Genomic DNA, 20,572 nt, shown 5'->3' with positions numbered 1-20,572 from the left:
ATTCATTCAGACACTGAAGAATATCTGGACTATTGAAGAACTGAGAGACAAGATACTGGTAACCTTGCTGCTGCTATTGATATATCGTTTTGGCACACACATCGTTTTACCGGGTATTGACCCCAATAAGCTTTCCGAGTTTTCACATAAAGCCAGCCAGGGCCTGCTGGGATTGTTTGATACTTTTGCAGGGGGTGCTTTTTCAAATGCCTCTATCCTCGCTTTGGGTATCATGCCTTATATTTCTGCTTCAATTTTCATGCAGCTGATGACCATCCTGGTTCCTAAAATGCAGAAAATACAGAAAGAGGGAGACACAGGAAGGAAAAAGATCAATCAGTGGACCCGCTATCTTACCGCTGCGGTAACTTTATTACAGGCGGGTACTTTTGTGGCATATCTTACCAATCAAAACCGCGATGCCCTTATTGAATCCTATCAGCCTTATTTTTGGATATCAACAGTGGTGCTCCTTACTTCAGGTACTTTATTTGTGATGTGGCTGGGAGAAAAAATTCAGGACAAAGGCCTGGGCAACGGTACCTCCATTATTATCATGGTGGGAATTTTGGCAAGATTGCCCGAAGGATTGTTCCAGGAATTTGCTGCGAAACAGGTAAAAGGTGGTGGAGGACTGATCTTCTTCCTTGTTGAGATTGCGGTATTGATAACCGTTATACTCGGACTTGTTATTCTGGTACAGGGGGTAAGGAAGATCCCCATCAATTATGCAAAACAAATAGTGGGCAACAGGCAATTCACCGGGGCAAGGCAGTTTCTTCCCCTGAAAGTGAACGCTGCCGGTGTAATGCCTATCATCTTTGCACAGGCCATTATGTTCCTGCCCACACTTATTTCTTTTTCTTCATTTGAGAGCGGGCAGGGTATCGCCAGGATCTTTTCTGATCCGAGCAATGCCTGGTATATGGTGGTGTATGGCGTAATGGTAATTGCATTTACTTTTTTGTATACGGCATTGATATTTAATCCTAAACAGGTATCCGACAGCTTAAAGCAAAGCAACGGGTTCATCCCGGGCGTTAAGCCGGGGCAGCCAACTGCCGATTATATCGGGCAGATCATGGACAGGATTACTTTGCCCGGCGCATTTTTCCTTGCCATTGCAGGTATATTGCCGGGGCTTGTTCAAAGAACAGGTGTAACGCCCTTGTTTGCTTCGTTTTATGGTGGCACTTCCCTTCTTATTATGGTTGCTGTAATATTGGATACCTTACAGCAAATTGAAACACATTTGCTCATGCGGCAGTATGATGGATTGATGAAAAGTGGTCGCATCCAGGGAAGGCAAACCACTTCACCCGTTTCGATATAAAGATGGTTTATTATAAAACGAATGATGAGATCGGGTTAATCCGTAAAAGTTGTTTATTGGTTAGCGCCACGCTGGCAACGGTGGCAAAATTTTTAAAGCCCGGTGTTACTACTTTACAGGCCGATATATTAGCAGAGCAATTCATCCGCGATAACGGAGCTGTTCCTTCTTTTAAAAATTACAAAGGTTTTCCCTTTGCCTGTTGTATTTCGGTAAATGATGCCGTTGTACACGGCTTTCCCAATAATGCAGTATTGAAGGAAGGTGATATTGTATCGGTGGATGTGGGAGTATTTATGAATGGGTATCATGGCGACAGCGCTTATACCTTTGCTTTAGGTACGCTTACGGATGATACAAGGAACTTGCTCAGGATTACAAAAGAATCTTTATATAAAGGTGTGGAAAAAGCAATTGCCGGCAACAGGGTGGGCGATATATCTTTTGCTGTTCAGGAACATACAGAAAGAAGGCACGGTTATGGAGTGGTTCGCGAGTTGGTGGGGCATGGGTTGGGCAGGCAGTTGCACGAAGATCCGCAGGTGCCCAATTATGGCAAAAGAGGAACCGGTTTAAAAATGAAGGAAGGACTGGTAATCGCTATTGAGCCCATGATCAACATGGGTAAAAAAGAGGTGTATTACGACGAAGACGGCTGGACGGTGAAAACAAAAGATGGTAAACCTGCCGCACATTACGAACATACGGTTTGTGTGCGGAAGAACAAACCGGATATATTATCTTCTTTTTCAGAAATAGAGACCAATGAAAAGGCGAACGGGTACCTGGATGCTTCTTATTATTAGCTTCCGCGCCGGTTTATTAATTCCAGTATATAGTTTCTCTCCAAAGGCTTCAGGGCAAGGTAGTTTTTAATTTTCGTTGTTTGCACCCAAAATTTTGTGCTGCACCACCCCGTGAGCGGAATGATAAGTATCCATGACCAAAAAGGCGCCGGCGTAAAATAATTCAGCAATACCGAGGCAAGCAATATATATAAGGGATAGATCATGGTGAGCAGCCCAAACAGCAACGCATCAAAAAAAATCGTTCCCTTTGTTTTTATCCGGCAAAAAGTACGCATGGGAAAATAAAACAGGCTGTTAAGCACAAGTCCTGCCAATGCAGGTATGCACAACAGAACTGCTATAGCATAGCTTTTACAATAATCAATATAATGCAACGGTAAAAAGTATCTTTTTAGTTTTTGATGCACGGGCGACTCAAAATCCTGTGCTGATAAAAGACCGGCCTGGTAATGAATGTACCTGACCAGGTTATTGCAGTTATGCTTAAGCGTTATATTGGCAACAATGGCTTGCCATACGTTTTTGACTTTTTCTTTATTGGTTTCCAGGGCCGGAACTAGCGAATAGAATTGCTGAAGCAGTTGTGCATTGAACTCGTGCTTCCACGCGCCGGTATGTTCATCGTATGGGAGCTTCCCGGGATAAAATATTTCCCCTGTCTGTATAATAAGTGTTTTAGCCGGGTGCTCATAATCGCTATAGGTTAACCCAACAGGCACTACCTGGAGTGTATGCCTGAGCTCCCGGTCATGGAGCGCATGGTGTACAATTTTTGCCGTACCGCTTTTTAAAGGCTTAAGCTTCCATTCGTGCACGGTAATGCCTTCCGAAAAAATAATAATGATCCCCTTGTTTTTCAATATGTTCCTGCAAAGGTCAAAGCTGCTGAAGTTGTCTCTTAACTTTTCTTTTTCTTCCGATGCCCTGTAAACCGGTATACCGTTTAAAAATTTTAATAGTAAACGAAAAACAGGCTTGTTGAACATATCGCTCCTGATCATAAAATGTACGGGTTGTTTGCATTCGCAGCCGATAACAACGGCGTCGAGCATGGAATTGGGATGATTGGAAGCAATAATGGCAGGGCCCTTTAATGTATGCAGCGGGAAACCACACCTGATCTTTCTTCTGAAAAAGAACAATAAACTGCAATGGGCAAGCAATTTTATGCAATAGTAAAACAAAGTAGCCTTAGCTTTAATTTTGGGAATTGATCAGGTTAAATTAAGTAAAAATAAATGAAGCAAAAGCAATTGGCGGTAATTGGCGGCGGAGCAGCAGGTTTTTTTGCTGCTGTTAATGCGGCAAAGATGAACCCTGCATTAAAAGTGATCTTGCTGGAAAAGAGCAATAAATTATTGTCGAAGGTGAGCGTAAGCGGCGGAGGCAGGTGCAATGTTACCCATCATTGCTTTGAAATAGGGGAGATGATAAAAGGCTATCCCCGCGGCGCTCATTTTTTAAAAAAAGCATTCCATCATTTTTTTACAACCGATACGATCAGGTGGTTTGAAGAAAGAGGGGTAGCGCTGAAAGCAGAAAGCGACGGTAGAATATTCCCCGTCTCCAACCGTTCGGAAACCATCATTGCATGTTTGCTCAAAGAAGCCGGTCGCTATGGGGTAGACATACGCATGAATGCCGGAGTGAAGGAAATTAAAATGAATGAAGAACAGGTGCCTCGCACAGGAGATAAAAGATTCAATATCTGTTTTTCGGATTCCGGATCTTTGGATGCAGATTTTGTATGCGTGGCCTGCGGAGGCTTTCCCAGGCTTTCTCAATACAACTGGCTGCAATCCGCAGCGCACCATATTGAATCACCCGTACCTTCCTTATTTACTTTTAATATGCCCAGCAATGCCATCACCGGTTTAATGGGCGTAAGCGTGGAAAAGACCGTTGCTAAAATTGCCGGAACAAAATTAATGGCTGAAGGTCCGTTGCTGATCACCCACTGGGGTATGAGCGGTCCCTGCATACTGCGCCTCAGCGCCTGGGGTGCAAAAGAGCTGGCAGCAAAGGAGTATCATTTCACGCTTCTTGTAAATTGGGTACCCGCATTCCCGGAACAGGAGCTGCGCAAAATGTGGCCGGCATGGCGGCAACAATATGGCGCCGGTAAAATATATCTCCATCATCCCTTTGCATTGCCTGCCCGGTTATGGCATTACCTGCTTCAGCAAAGTAATATTACTGAAACCCTACGCTGGAGTGAGTTGCTGTCTGCACAGCAAAATACATTGATACAATTGCTTACCGCTGCACCTTTTGAAGTAAAAGGGAAAACCACTTTTAAAGAAGAATTTGTTACCTGTGGTGGAATAAACCTGTCGGAGATAGACGTAAATACCATGCAAAGTAAAAAACATCCGGGGTTATTCTTTGCCGGCGAGATAATGAACGTTGATGGCATTACGGGCGGCTTTAATTTTCAACATGCATGGACAAGCGGGTGGATCGCTGCCAGTGCAATTGCCCGGATGGCGGGAACCTGATCTATAAGGAAGATTTACGATTCTAACCGGCAGATAATCATTTTCTATTAATTTCCTGAGAGCGCATTTCAAATTAATGAAACAGGCGAGTATCTGAAAAATATGGAATATACTCGCTTCGGTTGGGCTTCATTGCTATTGTAGACGCTGCTATGATTCGCTTATCGTCAACGATAATAAGTTGGTAATGTAGTTGAAGTGACAGTAGCACCAAAGCTAAATCAGGGCTCCTTCCCGAAAACGGGACCTAATCGTTTTCGGGTGCCTGCCCGATCTGAAGATCTTTCAGGCGGGGCTTTTGGTTACTTTTTCCACAAAAAGTAACAGAAGGAAAAACAAAAAAGTAGGGCATATCATTTTCGCCGGTGGAGGTACTAAGATGGAATGCAGAAATTCATTGGAGTCATAAAATAAATTCCTGGTAGTTTTCTTTTGAAATATTTACGCAATAATTGTTTTAGGCATTGCGTTTCATCCGCTCTGTAATCATGAAATTTTCCCACAAAGTGCCTGTATCATTCTGATCCTTGATGTTTTTCAGAATTTCCAATTCTAACTGACGGACGATCATTTTCATGAATTTTGCGATTATTATCGCAAAAGTTTTAATTTGATGAAAATGTATATGGGGCCGTTAAAAGAGAAACAGTATGTTGTTTACTATAGCTTTACCTGTTCTTTTTTCTTCCCGGGGAAGGTAATATATCTAATTTTCCTTCCCGTACCGGTCGTTCAACAGGCGCCTGGCCATCCTGCAGCTTAAATGTAAATACCTTATCTATATGCACCCATTTGCCGTTTTCCCATTTAAATCCTTCATAATCTCCATCGGGTATATAGGTATATTTTTTTTCCGGTTGATTATTTTCCGGAATGAGATGATCAAATATAATAATGTCCAGTTCTTTATCGTACTTTATACTGCCATTGCCCTCTTTTTTATACTCAATTGAAAACCTCGACTGAACAGGCTTTGGCAGGCTGTCCTCCTCAAAACTAAAAAACGGTCCGCCGAACACGGGTTTGCCGTTGTTGAAAGTCAGTACCTCAATGCGTTTTTTGGTGCTTCTGAAACTATTCTCATCATAACCTAAAAGCGTATAGAAATTTTTATCCTGGTAAGTGGTCTGGATTATTTTATAATAAAGTGCGCCAACCCATTCTTCATTATCCGTTATGGCATTGTTAATGTCTTTTACAAGCTCTGTTTTATCGAGGAGCGGGTATAATAGCAATGAACCGTCGGCAGTATTCATTTGTATGGCCCCATGACGCCGGAATGTGGCTTCATCCTTTACCAGTTGCCAGGTAAAGATGCGGAAGCTGCTGTCGGGCGCATACAGCCGGGATATGGTTTGGAGTGAATCGAAAGGGTAGGAGAAGGAATGCTTTTCTTTTAAAGCCCTTACCAGCATACGGGTAAAAATACTATCTGCGCGAAACCGTTCTGCTGCCTGGTGCGCATTTACAATATCGAAAGCGTAAGGCTTCATAGAATCTTCACGCATGGCCATTTCCGTGAGAAAACTGCTTTTAGCGGTTTGCGCAAAAGCGCTAAATGCACCGCTGCCCGCACATAAGAAAAAAAGATATGGAAAAATGTTTTTCATGTGTAACCCTGTAAGATAACGAAATTACAAACAATGCTTTTTATGAACGGTAAACAGGAATGGTTAGTGCTTAAAGTTTTGGTAAAGTGGGTATGAGGTATCAGGTATGAGGTATCAGGTATGAGGTATCAGGTATGAGGTATGAGGTATCAGGTTTCAGGGTCACGGAAACTTTCTTGTAACCTGTAACTAACTTGTACCCGGCAACCTGTACCCCCACTCCTGCAACTTACACAAGCGGTTCCTGCTGGCTTAAGCAATGAAAGCTTCCCAGTCCCCAGATAAGATCAGTGGAATCAATGCCCACTATCTTTCTGTCCCGAAAGCATTCCCGGATGATCTGGAGGGCTTTATCATCCTGTCTGCACCTGTAAGTTGGAACAATAACTGCGGCATTGGCGATATAAAAATTGGCATAAGATGCAGGCAAACGCTGCCCTTCATACACAACTGCATCAGGCATAGGCAGCTCTATGATATTGAGCTGTTTGCCATTGAGCAGGCGCATTTGTTTCAATTCCTTCAGGTTGGTTTGGAGAAGCTCATAGTTTTCGTCTGACCTGTTTTTCTCCACAACGGTAAGTACAGTATCTTCATTAACAAAACGTACCGTATCGTCAATGTGACCGTCCGTGTCATCGCCCACTATGCCTTCACTCACCCATAATATTTGTTCGGCCCCGTAATAATGGCACAGGTAGGCTTCAATTTGCTGCCGGCTGAGTTGCGGATTGCGGTTAGGATTGAGCAGGCAGGCCGTAGAAGTTAAGATGGTTCCCCGCCCGTTAAATTCAACCGATCCGCCCTCCATAACAATACCAGGGTGAAATACAGGAATATTGTATTGATTGGCTATTAAAGTCGGGATCACATCATCCAGGTCATAAGGCGGGTACTTGTTGCCCCATGCATTATAGCCCCAGTCAACGATTATCTTTTTATGATCTGCTTCCGGGTTAATAAGGAATGCCGGCCCGTGATCCCTGCACCAGGCATCATTGGTAGGGTGAATGAAAAATGATATTTTAGCCAGGTCAACATCAGCATCTTCAAGACACTGAACAGCAAATGACTTCATGGCTTCGTCATTTACATTAATGTTTACTTTTTCTCCCTCACTCACTGCCTTTATAAATTGCGCATAATAAGGATAAATGTCATTTATCTTTCCCGGCCACGACGCTTCTTTATGCGGCCAGCTTAACCAGGTAGCACTGTGCGGTGCAAACTCTGCCGGGAAATAATAACCCAGCTTTTTAGGTGTTTTAAATGCGGGGAGCCCCGGTGCTGCAGGCCCGGAGGCATTGGTATCAGAAAGTCCGGATGACCCGGCATTCAATGAGCGGAATGGTGTATATCTGAATTTCAATTTTGCTTTTGATTGATGTTGTATATAGAAATGATGTATTTTTTTTCGGGCAATGCTAATCCTGGTCTATATATCTTTTAGTAATAGGCTGGTAGCTGTCAATTCTGCGATCGCGCAAAAAAGGCCAGTGCGTACGGTACTGGTCGGTTTTTGAAGTGTCGAGTGTTATTACATGCACTTCTTCCCTGTCGTGGGGAGCTTGGTATAGTATTGTCCCGAACGGGTTGGCAACAAAAGATCCGCCCCAGAATTTCATGTTCCCTTCCTGTTCAGCTCCTACCCTGTTCACGCTTACCACGTGTACGCCATTGGCAACAGCATGACTGCGTTGTATGGTTTGCCATGCATTGTATTGCTCTGTATTAGTGGCTTCGTCCTGCGAGGCGGCCCACCCTATAGCCGTAGGATAAAATAATATTTCTGCTCCCATAAGTGCGGTTATGCGGGCAGCTTCGGGATACCACTGATCCCAGCATATCAATACACCAATGGTACAAAATTTAGTTTTAAATACCCGGTATCCCGTGTCGCCGGGTGTAAAATAAAATTTTTCATAATAGGCCGGGTCATCCGGAATATGCATTTTGCGGTATTTACCCAAATAAGTTCCGTCTGCATCAAGCACGGCTGTGGTATTATGATACAATCCCTCCGTTCTTTTTTCGAATAAGGATGCAATGATCACCACGCCGGCTTCTTTGGCTACCCTGGCCAGCGCTTCTGTTGAGGGACCCGGAATGGGCTCAGCCAGCTTGAAATTTTCATAATCCTCCTCATCACAAAAATAAAGCGAAGTGAACAATTCCTGCAGGCATACGATCTGCGCTCCTTTTTGAGCGGCTTCACGAATCTTTGTGATCGCCTTTTCCAGGTTCTCCTGCTTGTTTGCCGTGCAGCTCATTTGAACCAGTCCAATGTTGATATTATGCATAAGTAATGGCTTAAAGACCCGCAAAATTAACCTTAATATTCAGTATGGCGCTTATTTCCTGTTATTAACCCCCGGAAGCGCTGGTTGCTGTTCTGCCCTTCCGATTATAGATTTCAGATAAATTACTTAATAATAGATAGTCATTAATTTTTTTAAGTATTTACACTTATTGTTTGAAAATAATCTTATTTTTATTAAGTGTATACATTTATTATATAAAATAATTACACTTATTAAAGATCATCTGTAAAATCATCATACGCTATGTCTAAAGCCTGATCAGTCACCAAAATTTAACGTTTATGACATTAAAGATCTACTCCTTGCTTTTTTTGTTTTTTGTTTCACTTTTATCAGCCGGTATTGCACCCGCACAAACCAATATTGCAGTAGGAAAAAACGCTGTTTCATCCTCAGATGAAAACAATGGATTATTACCGGCAAATGCTGTGGATGGGAATTATGGCACACGCTGGGCGAGTGCATATCAAAACAACCAATGGATATACATTGACCTCGGCCAGCCTTATGATCTTACAGAGGTAAAATTGTTCTGGGAAGCAGCTTTGGGCCGCGATTTCAATATTGAAGTTTCGGACGATGCCGTAAACTGGACAATAGCCAGTTCCGTAACCAATAATATTAGTCTTACCAACACCATTGATCTGACGGGATACGCCGGGCGTTTCATAAGGATGAACGGGCTGGTTCGCGGAACACAGTGGGGGTTCTCATTATTTGAGTTTGAAGCATATGGTACTCCCCAGGTAAATATCCCCACTATAAATCTTGCTTTGGGTAAAACAGGCTCATCCTCTTCCAATGAGAATGATGCCAATACACCCAACTGGTCTTTTGACGGACTGGGTACCAATGTGATCAACGGAAAGGCGCGTGACGGGAATAATGTTGAATACGGGCGTTGGTCGAGCACCTATAACGATGATGAATGGATTGCCGTTGATCTCGGTGCATCTTATGAAATAAGAGAAGTAAAATTATACTGGGAAGTAGCGAACGGGAACGATTTTGATATTGAAGTGTCTGCCGACGGGCTTAGCTGGTCAACAGCAGCTTCTGTAACCGATAATTCACCTACCCGGTATATCAATGATATTATGATCAGTCCGTCGGTAACCGGCAGGTATGTGCGGATGCACGGTATAACCCGCAATACCGGCTATGGCTACTCTTTGTATGAATTTGAAGTGTTCGGCCCCAATGCCATTCTACCCATTACGCTCACCGATTTTGCAGCGGTAAAAAAAGGGAAGACCGTTCAATTGCTTTGGAATGCAAGCATGGATGCAGAAAGCCGGTTCAATATACAGCGCAGCAATAATGGGGTTGATTTTATTACCATCGGAAAATTATATTATCCCACGGGAACCAATGGTATTTCCAACAGCTATGATTATGTGGATGGATCCCCGCTTGCAGGCATAAACTATTACAGGCTGGAATATACCGAAACCGGTGAAAAAACATTGTATTCGGATGCAGTGAGCGTTAGGTTTGCAGAGGAAAGAAATTTTACCATTTCTCCCAATCCCGTAACCGGAAATACAATACGGGTTGAATTAGACAATACCGGGCAAAACAAGCTTACAATTCGCCTGCTTACCATTACAGGTAAAATAATTGAGCAACATGAAATGAACGCAAAAAACAGAACAGCAGAACTGAAGCTGAACGGGCATCTTAGTGCGGGCACTTATATATTGCAGGTGCTCGAAGGAAACCAGCCTGTCCGTTCGGGGCAGATCATTATCAGCAGGTAAACAGTTTCGTTATATCCCGATTTTTCAGCGACCGGTTTTGTACGACCGGTCGTTTTTTTATATTTATTTCAACTCACTTTCAGCCGTAGCCGGGGTGCCTGCTCAAAAAGAAAATCAATTCTGCCACAAAGAAATGCTTGAAGAAAATGAACATTTATATCATACATTTATCGTGTATGAGTATCAGAAATAAACTGGCATTATGCCTGGCGATCTTTGCTGTATGGGCTTGTAATGCTGTTCAGAAAGGTCAACAAGCCGGCAACAATAACGAACAGTTTTCCATAAACGATCTTCCTCATAACATCTACATTGAAGGAAATAATTTTCATGTACAGGGTATTGCTGTGGATGTTAAACGCGGGTGTGCTTATTTTTCGTTTACTACAAGCCTGGTAAAGACCAACTTAAAGGGAGAGATCATCGGGAGCGTTGATGGCTTCCTCGGGCACCTGGGCTGCCTGGATATCAATCCTGCTGACGGGCGCATCTATGCTTCCCTGGAGTATAAAAATGATAAAATAGGAAAAGGGATTTTAAAGGGATTGGGAAACGAATCGAAAACGGGTGAAAATGAAAACTCTTTCTATATAGCGATTTTTGACGGGGAAAAGATCACCCGGTCGGCTATGAACGCTGAAGAAAACAACGTTCTCAGCACTGTTTATTTAAAAGAAGTGGTTGATGATTATAACGCAATGGTAATGAACAGCGGTAAGCAGGTACAACATCGTTATGGATGCAGCGGCATAGACGGTATTGCTTTTGGCCCTCAGTTTGGGCAAAAACAGGGAAAGGGCTTTCTGAACCTCACTTATGGAGTATATGGTGATACCTCACGCACCGACAACGATTACCAGGTGATCCTGCATTACGATGTAAAGAGCTTAAAGCAGTACGAGCGGCCCTTGTCACAAAGCCATTTTGATTTGACCGGGCCTGACAAACCCCTTAACAAATATTTTCTTTACACAGGCAATACAACCTATGGTATTCAAAACTTAGAGTACGATGCGAATACCGGCTATTGGCTTGCTGCCGTTTATCCCGGCAAAAAATCAGCGTTCCCCAATTACAGCCTGTTTGCCATAAACGGCGCTCAAAGTCCGGTGCTGCAAACATTAAAAGGATTTGACAGCACAGAGGAAGGCGAAGTGCTGCAACTGGCAAAAGCGGGTATGCACGATGAAAAAAGCGGCATATACGGGTGGCATTATAAATGGGGCGCCACCGGCATCCATTCGCTGGGTAACGGCTATTTCTATATTTCCCAAAACGGCGTAACCAGTAATAAAAAGCAATATTGCAATCTTCAGTTGTATCGCTGGACAGGAAAGGCATCCTCTCCGTTTGAGAAGTAAAAAGGAGAGATGCAGCTATCCAATTGCATAAATGTATCCATCTGCGCTGCCAAAATACAGTATGCCTTCATCTATCCATATTGTAGAGAAAATGCTGCCCATTTTTAAAAATTCTGTGCCGGGTCCGATGTTGTTTGTTTTGCTGATGTAAAATTTACCCTGTCGGCAGATCGGCAGAATTGCTGTGCCATTGTATAAGAGCCGCTCAGTATCGTAATTATAAAAAGAAAATAGTGTATTGATTTTTCCATCGCTGTTTGAAAAGGGATTTAACTGATTTAAAACTGGTTATGGAAAAACCGAACGAGGAAGAAGCCCGATATCCGGCACCTGCTAAAGAACAGGGTATTGCTTTGATCTGCATTTTCTATGCATTGTTCCCTGTCATGATATGTTCCAGCTCTTCCAGTGTTTTGCCTTTTGTTTCCTTCACCTTCAACCATACAAAAATAAAACCCGCTACACATACCGCCGAATAGATGTAGAATGATTTGTCCTGCATTTTTTCAAAAATAACGGGAAAGGTAAAGACGAGGATAAAATAAGAGATCCACAGGCTCACCACTGCAATGGAGGTAGCTTCTCCTCTCACCCGGTTGGGAAAGATCTCAGAGATCAGCACCCAGGTTACCGGCGCCAGTGAGAGCGCGTACATGCCTATGGCGGCCAATAAAAACCACGAAACACCGGCAAACTGGCTGCCCAGCAGTTGCGCAACGATGATATACAAAACAGCCAGTCCGGCGGCTCCGGTCAGCATCAGGGGTTTACGGCCAAGCTTATCTACCAGCAGCATGGCAATGATGGTAAATACGAGGTTTACTCCGCCGATGAATACCGTTTGCAGCAACTGATCATCCTGCGAAGCGCCGATGCTCTCGAAAATTTTGGGTGCATAATTGAAAACGGTGTTTATGCCGCACAATCGCTGAAACACGGCCAGCCCGATCCCCACCAGCACTGCGGGCATTACGCCTTTTTTAAACACGTCTGAAAAATTGGTTTTGGTTATGCCGGACAAAGATCCTTCAATATCGCTCAGCGACTGACGGGCAAAATTCGCATCTCCGATCTTGTTCAGTATTTCGCCGGCCTTATGTTGCCTGCCCGCTTTAACCAGCCATCTGGGGCTCTCCGGCAACCACAGTGCTCCTGCGAAGAAAAGTACAGAGGGAACGAAGCCCAGCCCGAACATCCATCGCCATGCATCATTACCCGTATTGCGCAACAAATAATTGATGAGGTTCGTAAAGAGTATACCGAACACGATGGTGAGCTGGTTGATTGCTACCATGCGGCCACGCAAATGCGCCGGGGAGATCTCGGCGATATACATAGGCGATAGCATGGATGCCATGCCTACTCCTATGCCTGCACAAAACCTGGCCAATATAAAGATGTCTCTCGTTGGCGAGAACGCCATGCCCAATGAAGATACGGCAAAGATGAGCGCGGCTACCAATAGGCCGGGCCTGCGCCCCGACCTGTCGGCTATTCTGCCGGCACAAAAACAACCCAGTACGGCGCCCAGCGCCAGGCTCCCGGTGGCAAACCCTTCCCAGTATGCATTCAGTTCAAAAGCTTTTTCCAGAAAGGGAAGTGCACCCGATATCACCGCAAAATCAAAACCAAACAGGTATCCTCCCAAAGCAGAAACGAAAGAGATGCCCAAAATATAGGAAGTGTTGAACCTGTGCTTTGATGTATCGGAAACGCTTGTATTTTGAGACGGAATAATAGTTGCCATATTGGGAATGTGAATTCATTTTATTAATGATCTGATGGTATGGATATCCACTTCTCGTAACGGGTCAAAAGCTGCAGATCCCATATATTTTTTCAGGCTGAATAAAAGCTGCTGTGCTTCCGGCCTGGCTTCCTGTTGCTGAAGCAAATCAATGGACGAAACGATCAGCCTGCCACCTCCGGTCCTGCATTCAAAGATCAGTCCCAGTGAACGGTTGGTCACCCAGTCGTCAATTACCCTTACGATCGGCTCCAATCCGCCGGAAACAGAATCGAGCATTACGGCATTGGAGTGGCTCATGGCATCCCACCATTGCCAGTTGCTGTGATATGCTGTTGGAAATGCTGCAAGAGCAGGATGCCGGGGGTTGCATAAAATACCCAGCGTATGCGGTGGTTGACCGCCCGTCCAGGCGGTGTTCCAGAAGATGCTTGAAAATCCTATGGCAACGGATCCGCCTTTCTCCGGCTTTACGGAACCTTTCTTCAATGTGAGCAGCACTTTTCCTCCTTTATGAAGCGTTGCCAGGGCGTTTTCATCCAACTGCTGTGTTACAAGTATAGCTTCATCCGGCTCTGATACGTATGAAGGATACACAAAGAAATCCCAGGAGTTTTGATGGGCTCCTACAGAAACGGTCAGTACAAGTTGTTGCGGCTGCAGCACATCAGATAAGGCCTGCCTTATTTCGCCTAACGGGATGCCGTTGCCTAACGGGATGTTCTTTTCCGGAAGCTGCCCCCTGAAAAGGATCTTTCCTGAAATATCTTTAACCTCCCAGGAAGGGGTTATGTTTTTTAGAGCCGTTTTTCCGAAATGAGCTATTTCAACAGGTACGGATAATATTTCATTGTTGCGGTATATCATTTTGGGAAATCTTGCCAGCGGAACAGTTGCATTGCAAAAGCGGCTGTATTCCTTACCGGTGATATATCCCTTGTCTTCCCAGAATGGATTTAATACGCCAACGAGCGCGGTTCCCTGCCCGGGAAAGTCGTGCAGGTCGAGCAATTGAAAGCCGCCGAAGCCCGGTGTACGCAATGCTGCCTCTATATCGGCTTTGTAACATAAAGCCTGTAACTTTCCTGATGCCAGTAAAAAGCTGTCGGCCAAATGAGCCATACCGTGGTCCTTCAACGATTGCTGAAAGATCTCGAAGTTCCTGGCTTTAAGTACGCCTGTATATCGCTTTATCTCCTTAAGGTCGGGATAAACACACCACTGGCCAATTTCATGGCTCACCGTGGGATGCTCCCATTTGGAAATGATATCTGTCCAGTCGTAATTGCTTTTCGGTGCCTGACCGTTGATGATGCTTTGCAGCCCCTGTCCCCATCCCTGTATCCTCGGGTCGGGCGTGCTGTTGAAATCGTTTTCGGGGATCACCGGCCACCCGGCTGCGGTAGTATACAGCCTGCGGGAGTCTTTCTTTTTCCAGTAATTCACGTAATCCGTGAGGTATTGCTTATGATGTTTGCCCGCAGGCTCGTTCCCGTAAGCCAGCATACAAAAGGAGGGATGGTTGCCATAGGCTCTTACCATACGTTCCGTTTCGGCATAAATGTATTTATCAAGCGGTTTTCCATCTCCGATCACAGCTCCCTGGTTGGCCCAGGAGCTGGCTTCCACATGCAGGTAAAAGCCGGAACGGTCTGCCGCATCAAAAGCAGCTTCCGGTGGGCACCATGAGTGAAAACGCATGTGGTTCAATCCATACGACTTTGCTACCTTAAAAATGCGCATCCACGACGCCACATCTGTTGGCGGATAACCTGTTTCGGGAAAGATGGCGCATTCCAGGGTTCCCCGCAGAAAAGTGAGCCGGCCATTTATGGTGAACTGTGTTCCTTTGGCGGCAAACTCGCGCATGCCGAAGCTGGTTGTTCTTGCATCTGTTCCCATACTGCCGTTTAACTGCACAGACAGGGCATACAGGTTGGGGTTAAATTCATCCCACAACAAAGGGCGGTTGCCCATAGGGTATACCACTTCCACTGTATTGATCCCCTTTTGCAACGCTATTGACTTTACCATAGGCTTTAGCTGTTCTGCCTTTGCCATGCCTGCGGTGGCCAGCAGATGTATCTCAGCTCTGCCAGTTTGACCTGCTTCGTTACTGACCTTTATTCGTGCCGTTACCTGCTTTTTATGAATATCAGGGTACAACTGCACATCATCAATGAACAGGGTTGGCCGGGCAGCAATGAACAGCTTTCCAACCATCCCGTTCCAGTTGCTTTGCGTATGGTCGGAGATGCTGTGTGAATTCTTGCCCACGTCGATTGCTTTAATGCGATTGTCAACACGGATAGTGACCCGGTGTGTGCCGGGTATTAATGCTTTGGACAGGTCAAAAACATGTGGCGTGCCGAGGCTGTTGGCCATGCCCGCCTGCTGATCATCAATCCACACGGTAGTTTCCCAATGGCTTCGTTCTATGAACAGCTCTATGCGCCTGCCTTTCCATGCTGCGGGGATCTCTACCGTTTTCTGGTACCAGGCAGCGCCTTTATAATATTTTACAGGCTGCAGCCAGAACGGGACCTTGATATTGCCAGGCTGGCGGTAAGCTGCATATTCCGGTTCAACGAACCATGATGAATCCACAATGCTTCCTGTCCATGGCGTGTGCACCGAAATATCATTGCCCTTGCCGTTGGTGGTCATTGAGCCCGGCAGGATGATCGTGTCTTCCAGTGATTGACGGTACCATTGCTCTTCAGCTCCTTTATCCAAAGAATCAATCCGGAAAGACCATATACCCGCCAGATCTATACGGTGTGTTTGCGCAGAAGCGGTTGCATTGCCCAGCGCCAGCTGCAGTATGAGCGTTATTGCCGGGAAGAAGATCTTATTGATAATGCCTGAAGCCAACATGAATTTGAAGTAAGGAATTAATGATACAATTATAATAACGGTATAGTTTGTGCATCCGGCTGCACCAGGAATTTATAAATGGTTTGCTGGTTGTATTCCCTTCCCGGCGTTAGCGAAACAGGAGGGAAGCCGGAATGATTGGGTGCATCGGTATAGCCCTGGGTTTCCAATGCCAATCCGGCGCCTGAATGGTACCGGCATCCGTTTTTTCCGGTGTCACTTCCGTCGAACAACCAGGCATTATACAACTGGAGGCAGGTCTGGGTAGTATATACTTCCAGGGCCCTACCGCTTTTTTTCTCTGTTACCCGGGCACTCAATGGTGCCGTTTCCCCTGACGGGTTCAGGATATAGGTAACCGCATATCCTTTACCTGCAAACAATTGACCGGGAACGTTTTCATGGATCCGGAGCCCGATCGTTGCAGGTTGCATAAAATCGAGCGGCGTATTTTTTATTGAAACAATTTTACCTGTAGGAATAAGTTCCTCATTGCATTCAATAGCTTTGGCGGCATTGATGAAAAGAGAATGCTCCACAACGCTTTGTTCCATATTTCCACTCAGGTTAAAATAAGCATGGTTGGTGAGGTTGATAACCGTTGGCCGGTCGCAGCCTGCAGTATAGCGGATATGTATGGCATTATCATCGCTGAGGGTGTAGGTAACCTTTACTTCGAGGTTGCCGGGATAGCCTTCCTCTCTATCTTTTGAGAAGTAATGCAGCGCCAGCGATTCTTCACCGTCCTTGTTTTTTGCCACTTCGGCATCCCACACCCGGAAGCTGAAGCCGTTAATGCCTCCGTGCAAATGGTTTTTTACCGGCTTACCAAAAATATCGTTTTCAGATAATGAATACCTGATACCATTCAAAGAGAATTGTGCGCCGCCTATGCGTCCGCAGACCCTGCCTATTACGGCGCCGTAATATTTTTCTTTAGCTGTGAGATAGTCATTTATGTTATCGAAACCTAAGATCACATCATCCCATTTGCCATTCCTGTCGGGCACCCACATACACAGCCAGCGTGCGCCGTAATTGGTGAACTGGGCAACACAACCGTTTTTGTTGCGCAGTGTAAACAATTTTACTGCTGCACCATTGATGGTACTGCTGAAGTTTTCCTTTTTTAATAATTCCATTTGGTGGCCGTTTATCGCATTGCACAATTGCTATTGTTTTGTCTTTTGTATTTGCAATATCATACTTTTATAAGCTCCTTTTACCGGCCAGGCAATTCCCACGTTCATCAAAAAATCTCCCCTGTATACCACGTTATTCAATTCGGGTATGTTGTAAAATGCGCCAGGATCCAGTCCCCGTAATTTCAGTATACCGGCTTTCTGTGATTGCGTTGTGCTGCCATTGAGGTATTCCGCCATATTATAGCAAAATATTACTGCTGAAGATTGGTCTCCGGCTATATATTGCAATGCCGATCTGTTGTTTTCAAAGGGTGAAATCAACCTGTGCAAAGTACCGAACTGCACAAGGTTACGGATATCCTTATATTTCGCAATTTTTGTTTTAGCCAGCTTTTTTTCCTCCTCTGTCCATTTGGTGATATCGTACCCGATGCCCAGCACTCCGCTCATGGCTACATCAAATTTGTAATCGAGCCCGGGCTTCAGTGCATGCCAGTCTTCATGTGTTACCCAGGATACCATTGTATTGGCAGGGAAGGCGCTTAAATACCCGTATTGGATGAACAGCCTGTCTACCGGATCTGTATTGTCGCTTGTCCAGGCCTGATCCATCCTCGACAGCATCCCCAGGTCAATGCGTCCGCCACCGCTGGAGCAGTCTTCAAACTGTACATCAGGAAATCGGGTACGGAGCGTATCTATCAACCTGTACAGGTTAGCGATATACCTGATGCGCACCTCACGTTGCTCGTTTACAGGCGCATCAGGCCATCCGGGCTCCGATAAAGTACGGTTATGATCCCACTTGATAAACTTAATATTATTTTCACTTAAAAGTGTTGACAGCGATTTTAATAAATACCGGTACACATCCTCCCTGCCCAGGTTCAGCATCAGCTGGTGTCTTCCCTCATGGCGGGTTCGGTTTGGAAAATGAAACACCCAATCGGGATGCGCCCTGTACAGATCGCTGTTGGGGTTCACCATTTCCGGCTCTACCCATATGCCAAAATCCATTCCCATATCATTGATCTTTTTGATCATGGGCTGCAGTCCGTTCGGGAATTTTTTCCTGTCCACCGTCCAGTCGCCCAGCGCTGCATGGTCATCATTCCTTCCTTTAAACCACCCGTCATCAATCACAAATAATTCAACACCTATTTCTTTTGCAATTTCAGCCAGCGCCAGTTGCTGTTCTTCATTTACATTGAAGGTGGTAGCATACCAGCTGTTGTATAATACCGGCTTCGGTTTATCGCGCCATGGTGCCGGCAAAACCATTTTACGAATGTATGCCGTTAAATTCTGGGCTGCACCTTCAGAACCAGAACGGGTATAGCCTACAATGAACCTGGGTGTTTCAAAAGCAGTTCCCGGTTTCAGCGTCCAATCGGTATCCCAGAAGTTAATACCTCCCGTAATTTGTAATCTTCCGTTGAATGCTTTATCAAAATCAATTCTCCAGTTGCCGCTGTATTGCAAAGTGCCGAACCATGCAGCTCCTGATACATCTGCGGTTTCATCAGCCGGGCGGACCATGAACCAGTTTGGATTGTCGAACGATTTAAAATCTCTTGCCTGCAGGGTTTTTACACCTTCGGTCAATGTTGTATTGCGCAGTTGAAACTCGTGTCCCCAAGCCCCGGCCATGTGTGTAAGATCGTACCGGTCGGGAGGAAGGCTGATGGAAGCGGATTGCAGGTTCTCTATTTTAATATTATTTTTTTTGCCTGTATTTTTTACAGCCACCCATTTTTCGAGGATGTCAAATTCCGGCAGCACGCGGATGAACGAAGCAATTTCCAGCGGATAGTATTTGTCTTTTTGTGTGATCTTTAAAGTTTGTCGACCCTCTATCTGCAACACCTCAGCGTTCACGAACGTTAATTCGGCATCGCGCACATTATCTGCAAACACCACTTCAAGTAAAGGTGTTTTGGTTGGGAAGGCTCCTCTTACCGGAATCTCATCCGCTGCATTAATTTTTTTTTGATGAAAAGCCAGCTGTGCCTTTGGTCCGAAATAAGCTTGTTGCACCCTGCCCTCTTTAGTAAGGATTATCTGGTAAACGGAAGCGTTTGTGCGGATCATCCAGCCCCCGGGACTTTCCGTGGAGATGATCACAGAATCTGCAGACTGCTTTGCGTTTGCCTGCAGAGATGCAAAGGAAAAAACAGCCGCAATGTAAAGGATCATTATTTTCATAAATAAATTATTTTAGTATTCCCGGCGGATCTTCACAGGCTTGCAACGGTGTGGGAGAGGAGTTCCCGGCGATTATCCGGCGCCAGGGTCTGTCTATCCCGCAACCGCTTCGATGAAGCCCCGGCACGACTTAAAATTTTTTCTTTTTTAATAATTCCATTTAGCTGTTTAGCGCGTTGTATGTTCCTGTTCGAATGTTTTTGTTGCTGCAATTGCTTATTGTTCGGGAGTGATCCTTGCCAGCCAGCCACCGCCCGGCGCCAGTTCAATCTTCAGCGTTTCTCCTGCATTAACCTGGCGCTGTGATAGTTTATAATCGGTTGCAGCGGTGCCTGCATTTATGCCGTCTTCAATTGTTTCTATACGGTATTTGCCGGGCTTCAAAAAATCGGTGGATAGCACTAATGTTCGGCGGTCATCATTGGTTATCGCCCCAATATGCCAGTCGTTTCCTGACCTTCTGGCTAACACGGTATATTTGCCGATCTTACCTTTTAGAAGTCTTGTTTCATCCCACTCAACCGGTATTTTTGACAGGAAGTCAGTGCATTCTTTCTCGCGGTAATAATCGGAGGGTGAGCCGGGCAACATCGTCATGGGGCTATTTAAAATAACAAACAAAGCCATTGCATGCGCCCGGGTGCCCCAGCCCATCGGATAGTGCCCGACAGGTTTGAAATCATTTTTGTTTGCGTTGCGTGTAGTAGCGGGGATATAATCCATTGCACCGGTAAACATGCGGATATAGGGCAAAAGATTATGGTGCGTGGGATTGTCATTATAAGATACACCGCTTTGCTCAAATTCGATCAGCGCTTCCCGGGTCAGTACGTTCGGGTATTTGCGGCTTAATCCGCAGGGCTTGTAGGCTCCGTGAAAATTGACCACCATCTTTTTTTCTGCAGC

At 45.2% G+C, this 20,572-nt stretch carries 14 protein-coding genes; 5 read left to right on the top strand and 9 right to left on the bottom strand.

Translation table 11 applies throughout. The annotated features are described in order from the left end of the window. A partial coding sequence (secY, locus tag PLH26_RS09720; protein ID WP_324585820.1) for a preprotein translocase subunit SecY occupies positions 1–1,333 on the top strand: 1,333 nt, incomplete at its 5' end. A gap of 2 nt (positions 1,334–1,335) precedes the next feature. Then, positions 1,336–2,139: a type I methionyl aminopeptidase gene (map, locus tag PLH26_RS09715; RefSeq protein WP_324585819.1), complete on the top strand. Its 804-nt coding sequence runs from the start codon at positions 1,336–1,338 to the stop codon at positions 2,137–2,139. On the opposite strand, the gene PLH26_RS09710 is transcribed toward map, so the two are convergent. Further along, a complete protein-coding gene (locus tag PLH26_RS09710; protein ID WP_324585818.1) occupies positions 2,136–3,326 on the bottom strand; it encodes a 1-acyl-sn-glycerol-3-phosphate acyltransferase in 1,191 nt (396 codons plus the stop codon). The genes map and PLH26_RS09710 overlap by 4 nt on opposite strands. Before the next feature lie 54 nt (positions 3,327–3,380). On the opposite strand from PLH26_RS09710, the gene PLH26_RS09705 reads away from it, so the two are divergent. Beyond that, positions 3,381–4,640: a BaiN/RdsA family NAD(P)/FAD-dependent oxidoreductase gene (locus PLH26_RS09705; protein WP_324585817.1), complete on the top strand. Its 1,260-nt coding sequence runs from the start codon at positions 3,381–3,383 to the stop codon at positions 4,638–4,640. A gap of 668 nt (positions 4,641–5,308) precedes the next feature. On the opposite strand, the gene PLH26_RS09700 is transcribed toward PLH26_RS09705, so the two are convergent. The 3 genes from PLH26_RS09700 to PLH26_RS09690 all read right to left on the bottom strand — a co-directional run bounded on the left by PLH26_RS09700 (position 5,309) and on the right by PLH26_RS09690 (position 8,550). Further along, positions 5,309–6,250 carry a hypothetical protein gene (locus tag PLH26_RS09700; RefSeq protein ID WP_324585816.1) on the bottom strand — a complete coding sequence of 314 codons (942 nt, stop codon included), beginning with the start codon at positions 6,248–6,250 and terminating at the stop codon, positions 5,309–5,311. A gap of 229 nt (positions 6,251–6,479) precedes the next feature. Beyond that, the gene (locus PLH26_RS09695) at positions 6,480–7,619 is read right to left on the bottom strand and encodes an agmatine deiminase family protein (RefSeq protein WP_324585815.1); all 1,140 of its coding nucleotides are present in this window, start codon (positions 7,617–7,619) and stop codon (positions 6,480–6,482) included. 55 nt (positions 7,620–7,674) lie between these two features. After that, complete coding sequence (locus PLH26_RS09690; protein WP_324585814.1) at positions 7,675–8,550, bottom strand: carbon-nitrogen hydrolase; 876 nt, start codon at positions 8,548–8,550, stop codon at positions 7,675–7,677. Positions 8,551–8,852: 302 nt separating this feature from the next. Here PLH26_RS09690 and PLH26_RS09685 point away from each other — a divergent pair, with 302 nt between their 5' ends. Both PLH26_RS09685 and PLH26_RS09680 read left to right on the top strand, forming a co-directional pair. Next, positions 8,853–10,331, top strand: coding sequence for a galactose-binding domain-containing protein (locus PLH26_RS09685; protein ID WP_324585813.1), 1,479 nt, complete (start codon positions 8,853–8,855; stop codon positions 10,329–10,331). Between the two features lie 176 nt (positions 10,332–10,507). Continuing rightward, positions 10,508–11,692 carry a hypothetical protein gene (locus PLH26_RS09680; protein WP_324585812.1) on the top strand — a complete coding sequence of 395 codons (1,185 nt, stop codon included), beginning with the start codon at positions 10,508–10,510 and terminating at the stop codon, positions 11,690–11,692. Positions 11,693–12,059: 367 nt separating this feature from the next. Here the strand turns inward: PLH26_RS09680 and PLH26_RS09675 are convergent, their stop codons facing one another. The 5 genes from PLH26_RS09675 to PLH26_RS09655 form a co-directional block, all read right to left on the bottom strand. Further along, positions 12,060–13,439: a sugar porter family MFS transporter gene (locus PLH26_RS09675; protein ID WP_324585811.1), complete on the bottom strand. Its 1,380-nt coding sequence runs from the start codon at positions 13,437–13,439 to the stop codon at positions 12,060–12,062. 15 nt (positions 13,440–13,454) lie between these two features. Beyond that, positions 13,455–16,316: a DUF8487 domain-containing protein gene (locus PLH26_RS09670; protein ID WP_324585810.1), complete on the bottom strand. Its 2,862-nt coding sequence runs from the start codon at positions 16,314–16,316 to the stop codon at positions 13,455–13,457. 29 nt (positions 16,317–16,345) lie between these two features. Then, positions 16,346–17,458, bottom strand: a complete 1,113-nt coding sequence (locus PLH26_RS09665) for an aldose epimerase family protein (RefSeq protein ID WP_324585809.1) — start codon at positions 17,456–17,458, stop codon at positions 16,346–16,348. 30 nt (positions 17,459–17,488) lie between these two features. Beyond that, a complete protein-coding gene (locus PLH26_RS09660; protein WP_324585808.1) occupies positions 17,489–19,666 on the bottom strand; it encodes an alpha-galactosidase in 2,178 nt (725 codons plus the stop codon). A gap of 216 nt (positions 19,667–19,882) precedes the next feature. Continuing rightward, on the bottom strand, positions 19,883–20,572 hold a 690-nt coding region (locus tag PLH26_RS09655), incomplete at its 5' end, for a glycoside hydrolase family 97 C-terminal domain-containing protein (protein ID WP_324585807.1).

The organism is Agriterribacter sp., from assembly GCF_035444585.1.
Lineage (GTDB): Bacteria > Bacteroidota > Bacteroidia > Chitinophagales > Chitinophagaceae > Agriterribacter.
The sequence above is the reverse complement of the archived record's forward strand: the minus strand, read 5'-3'. Positions and strand labels throughout refer to the sequence as shown.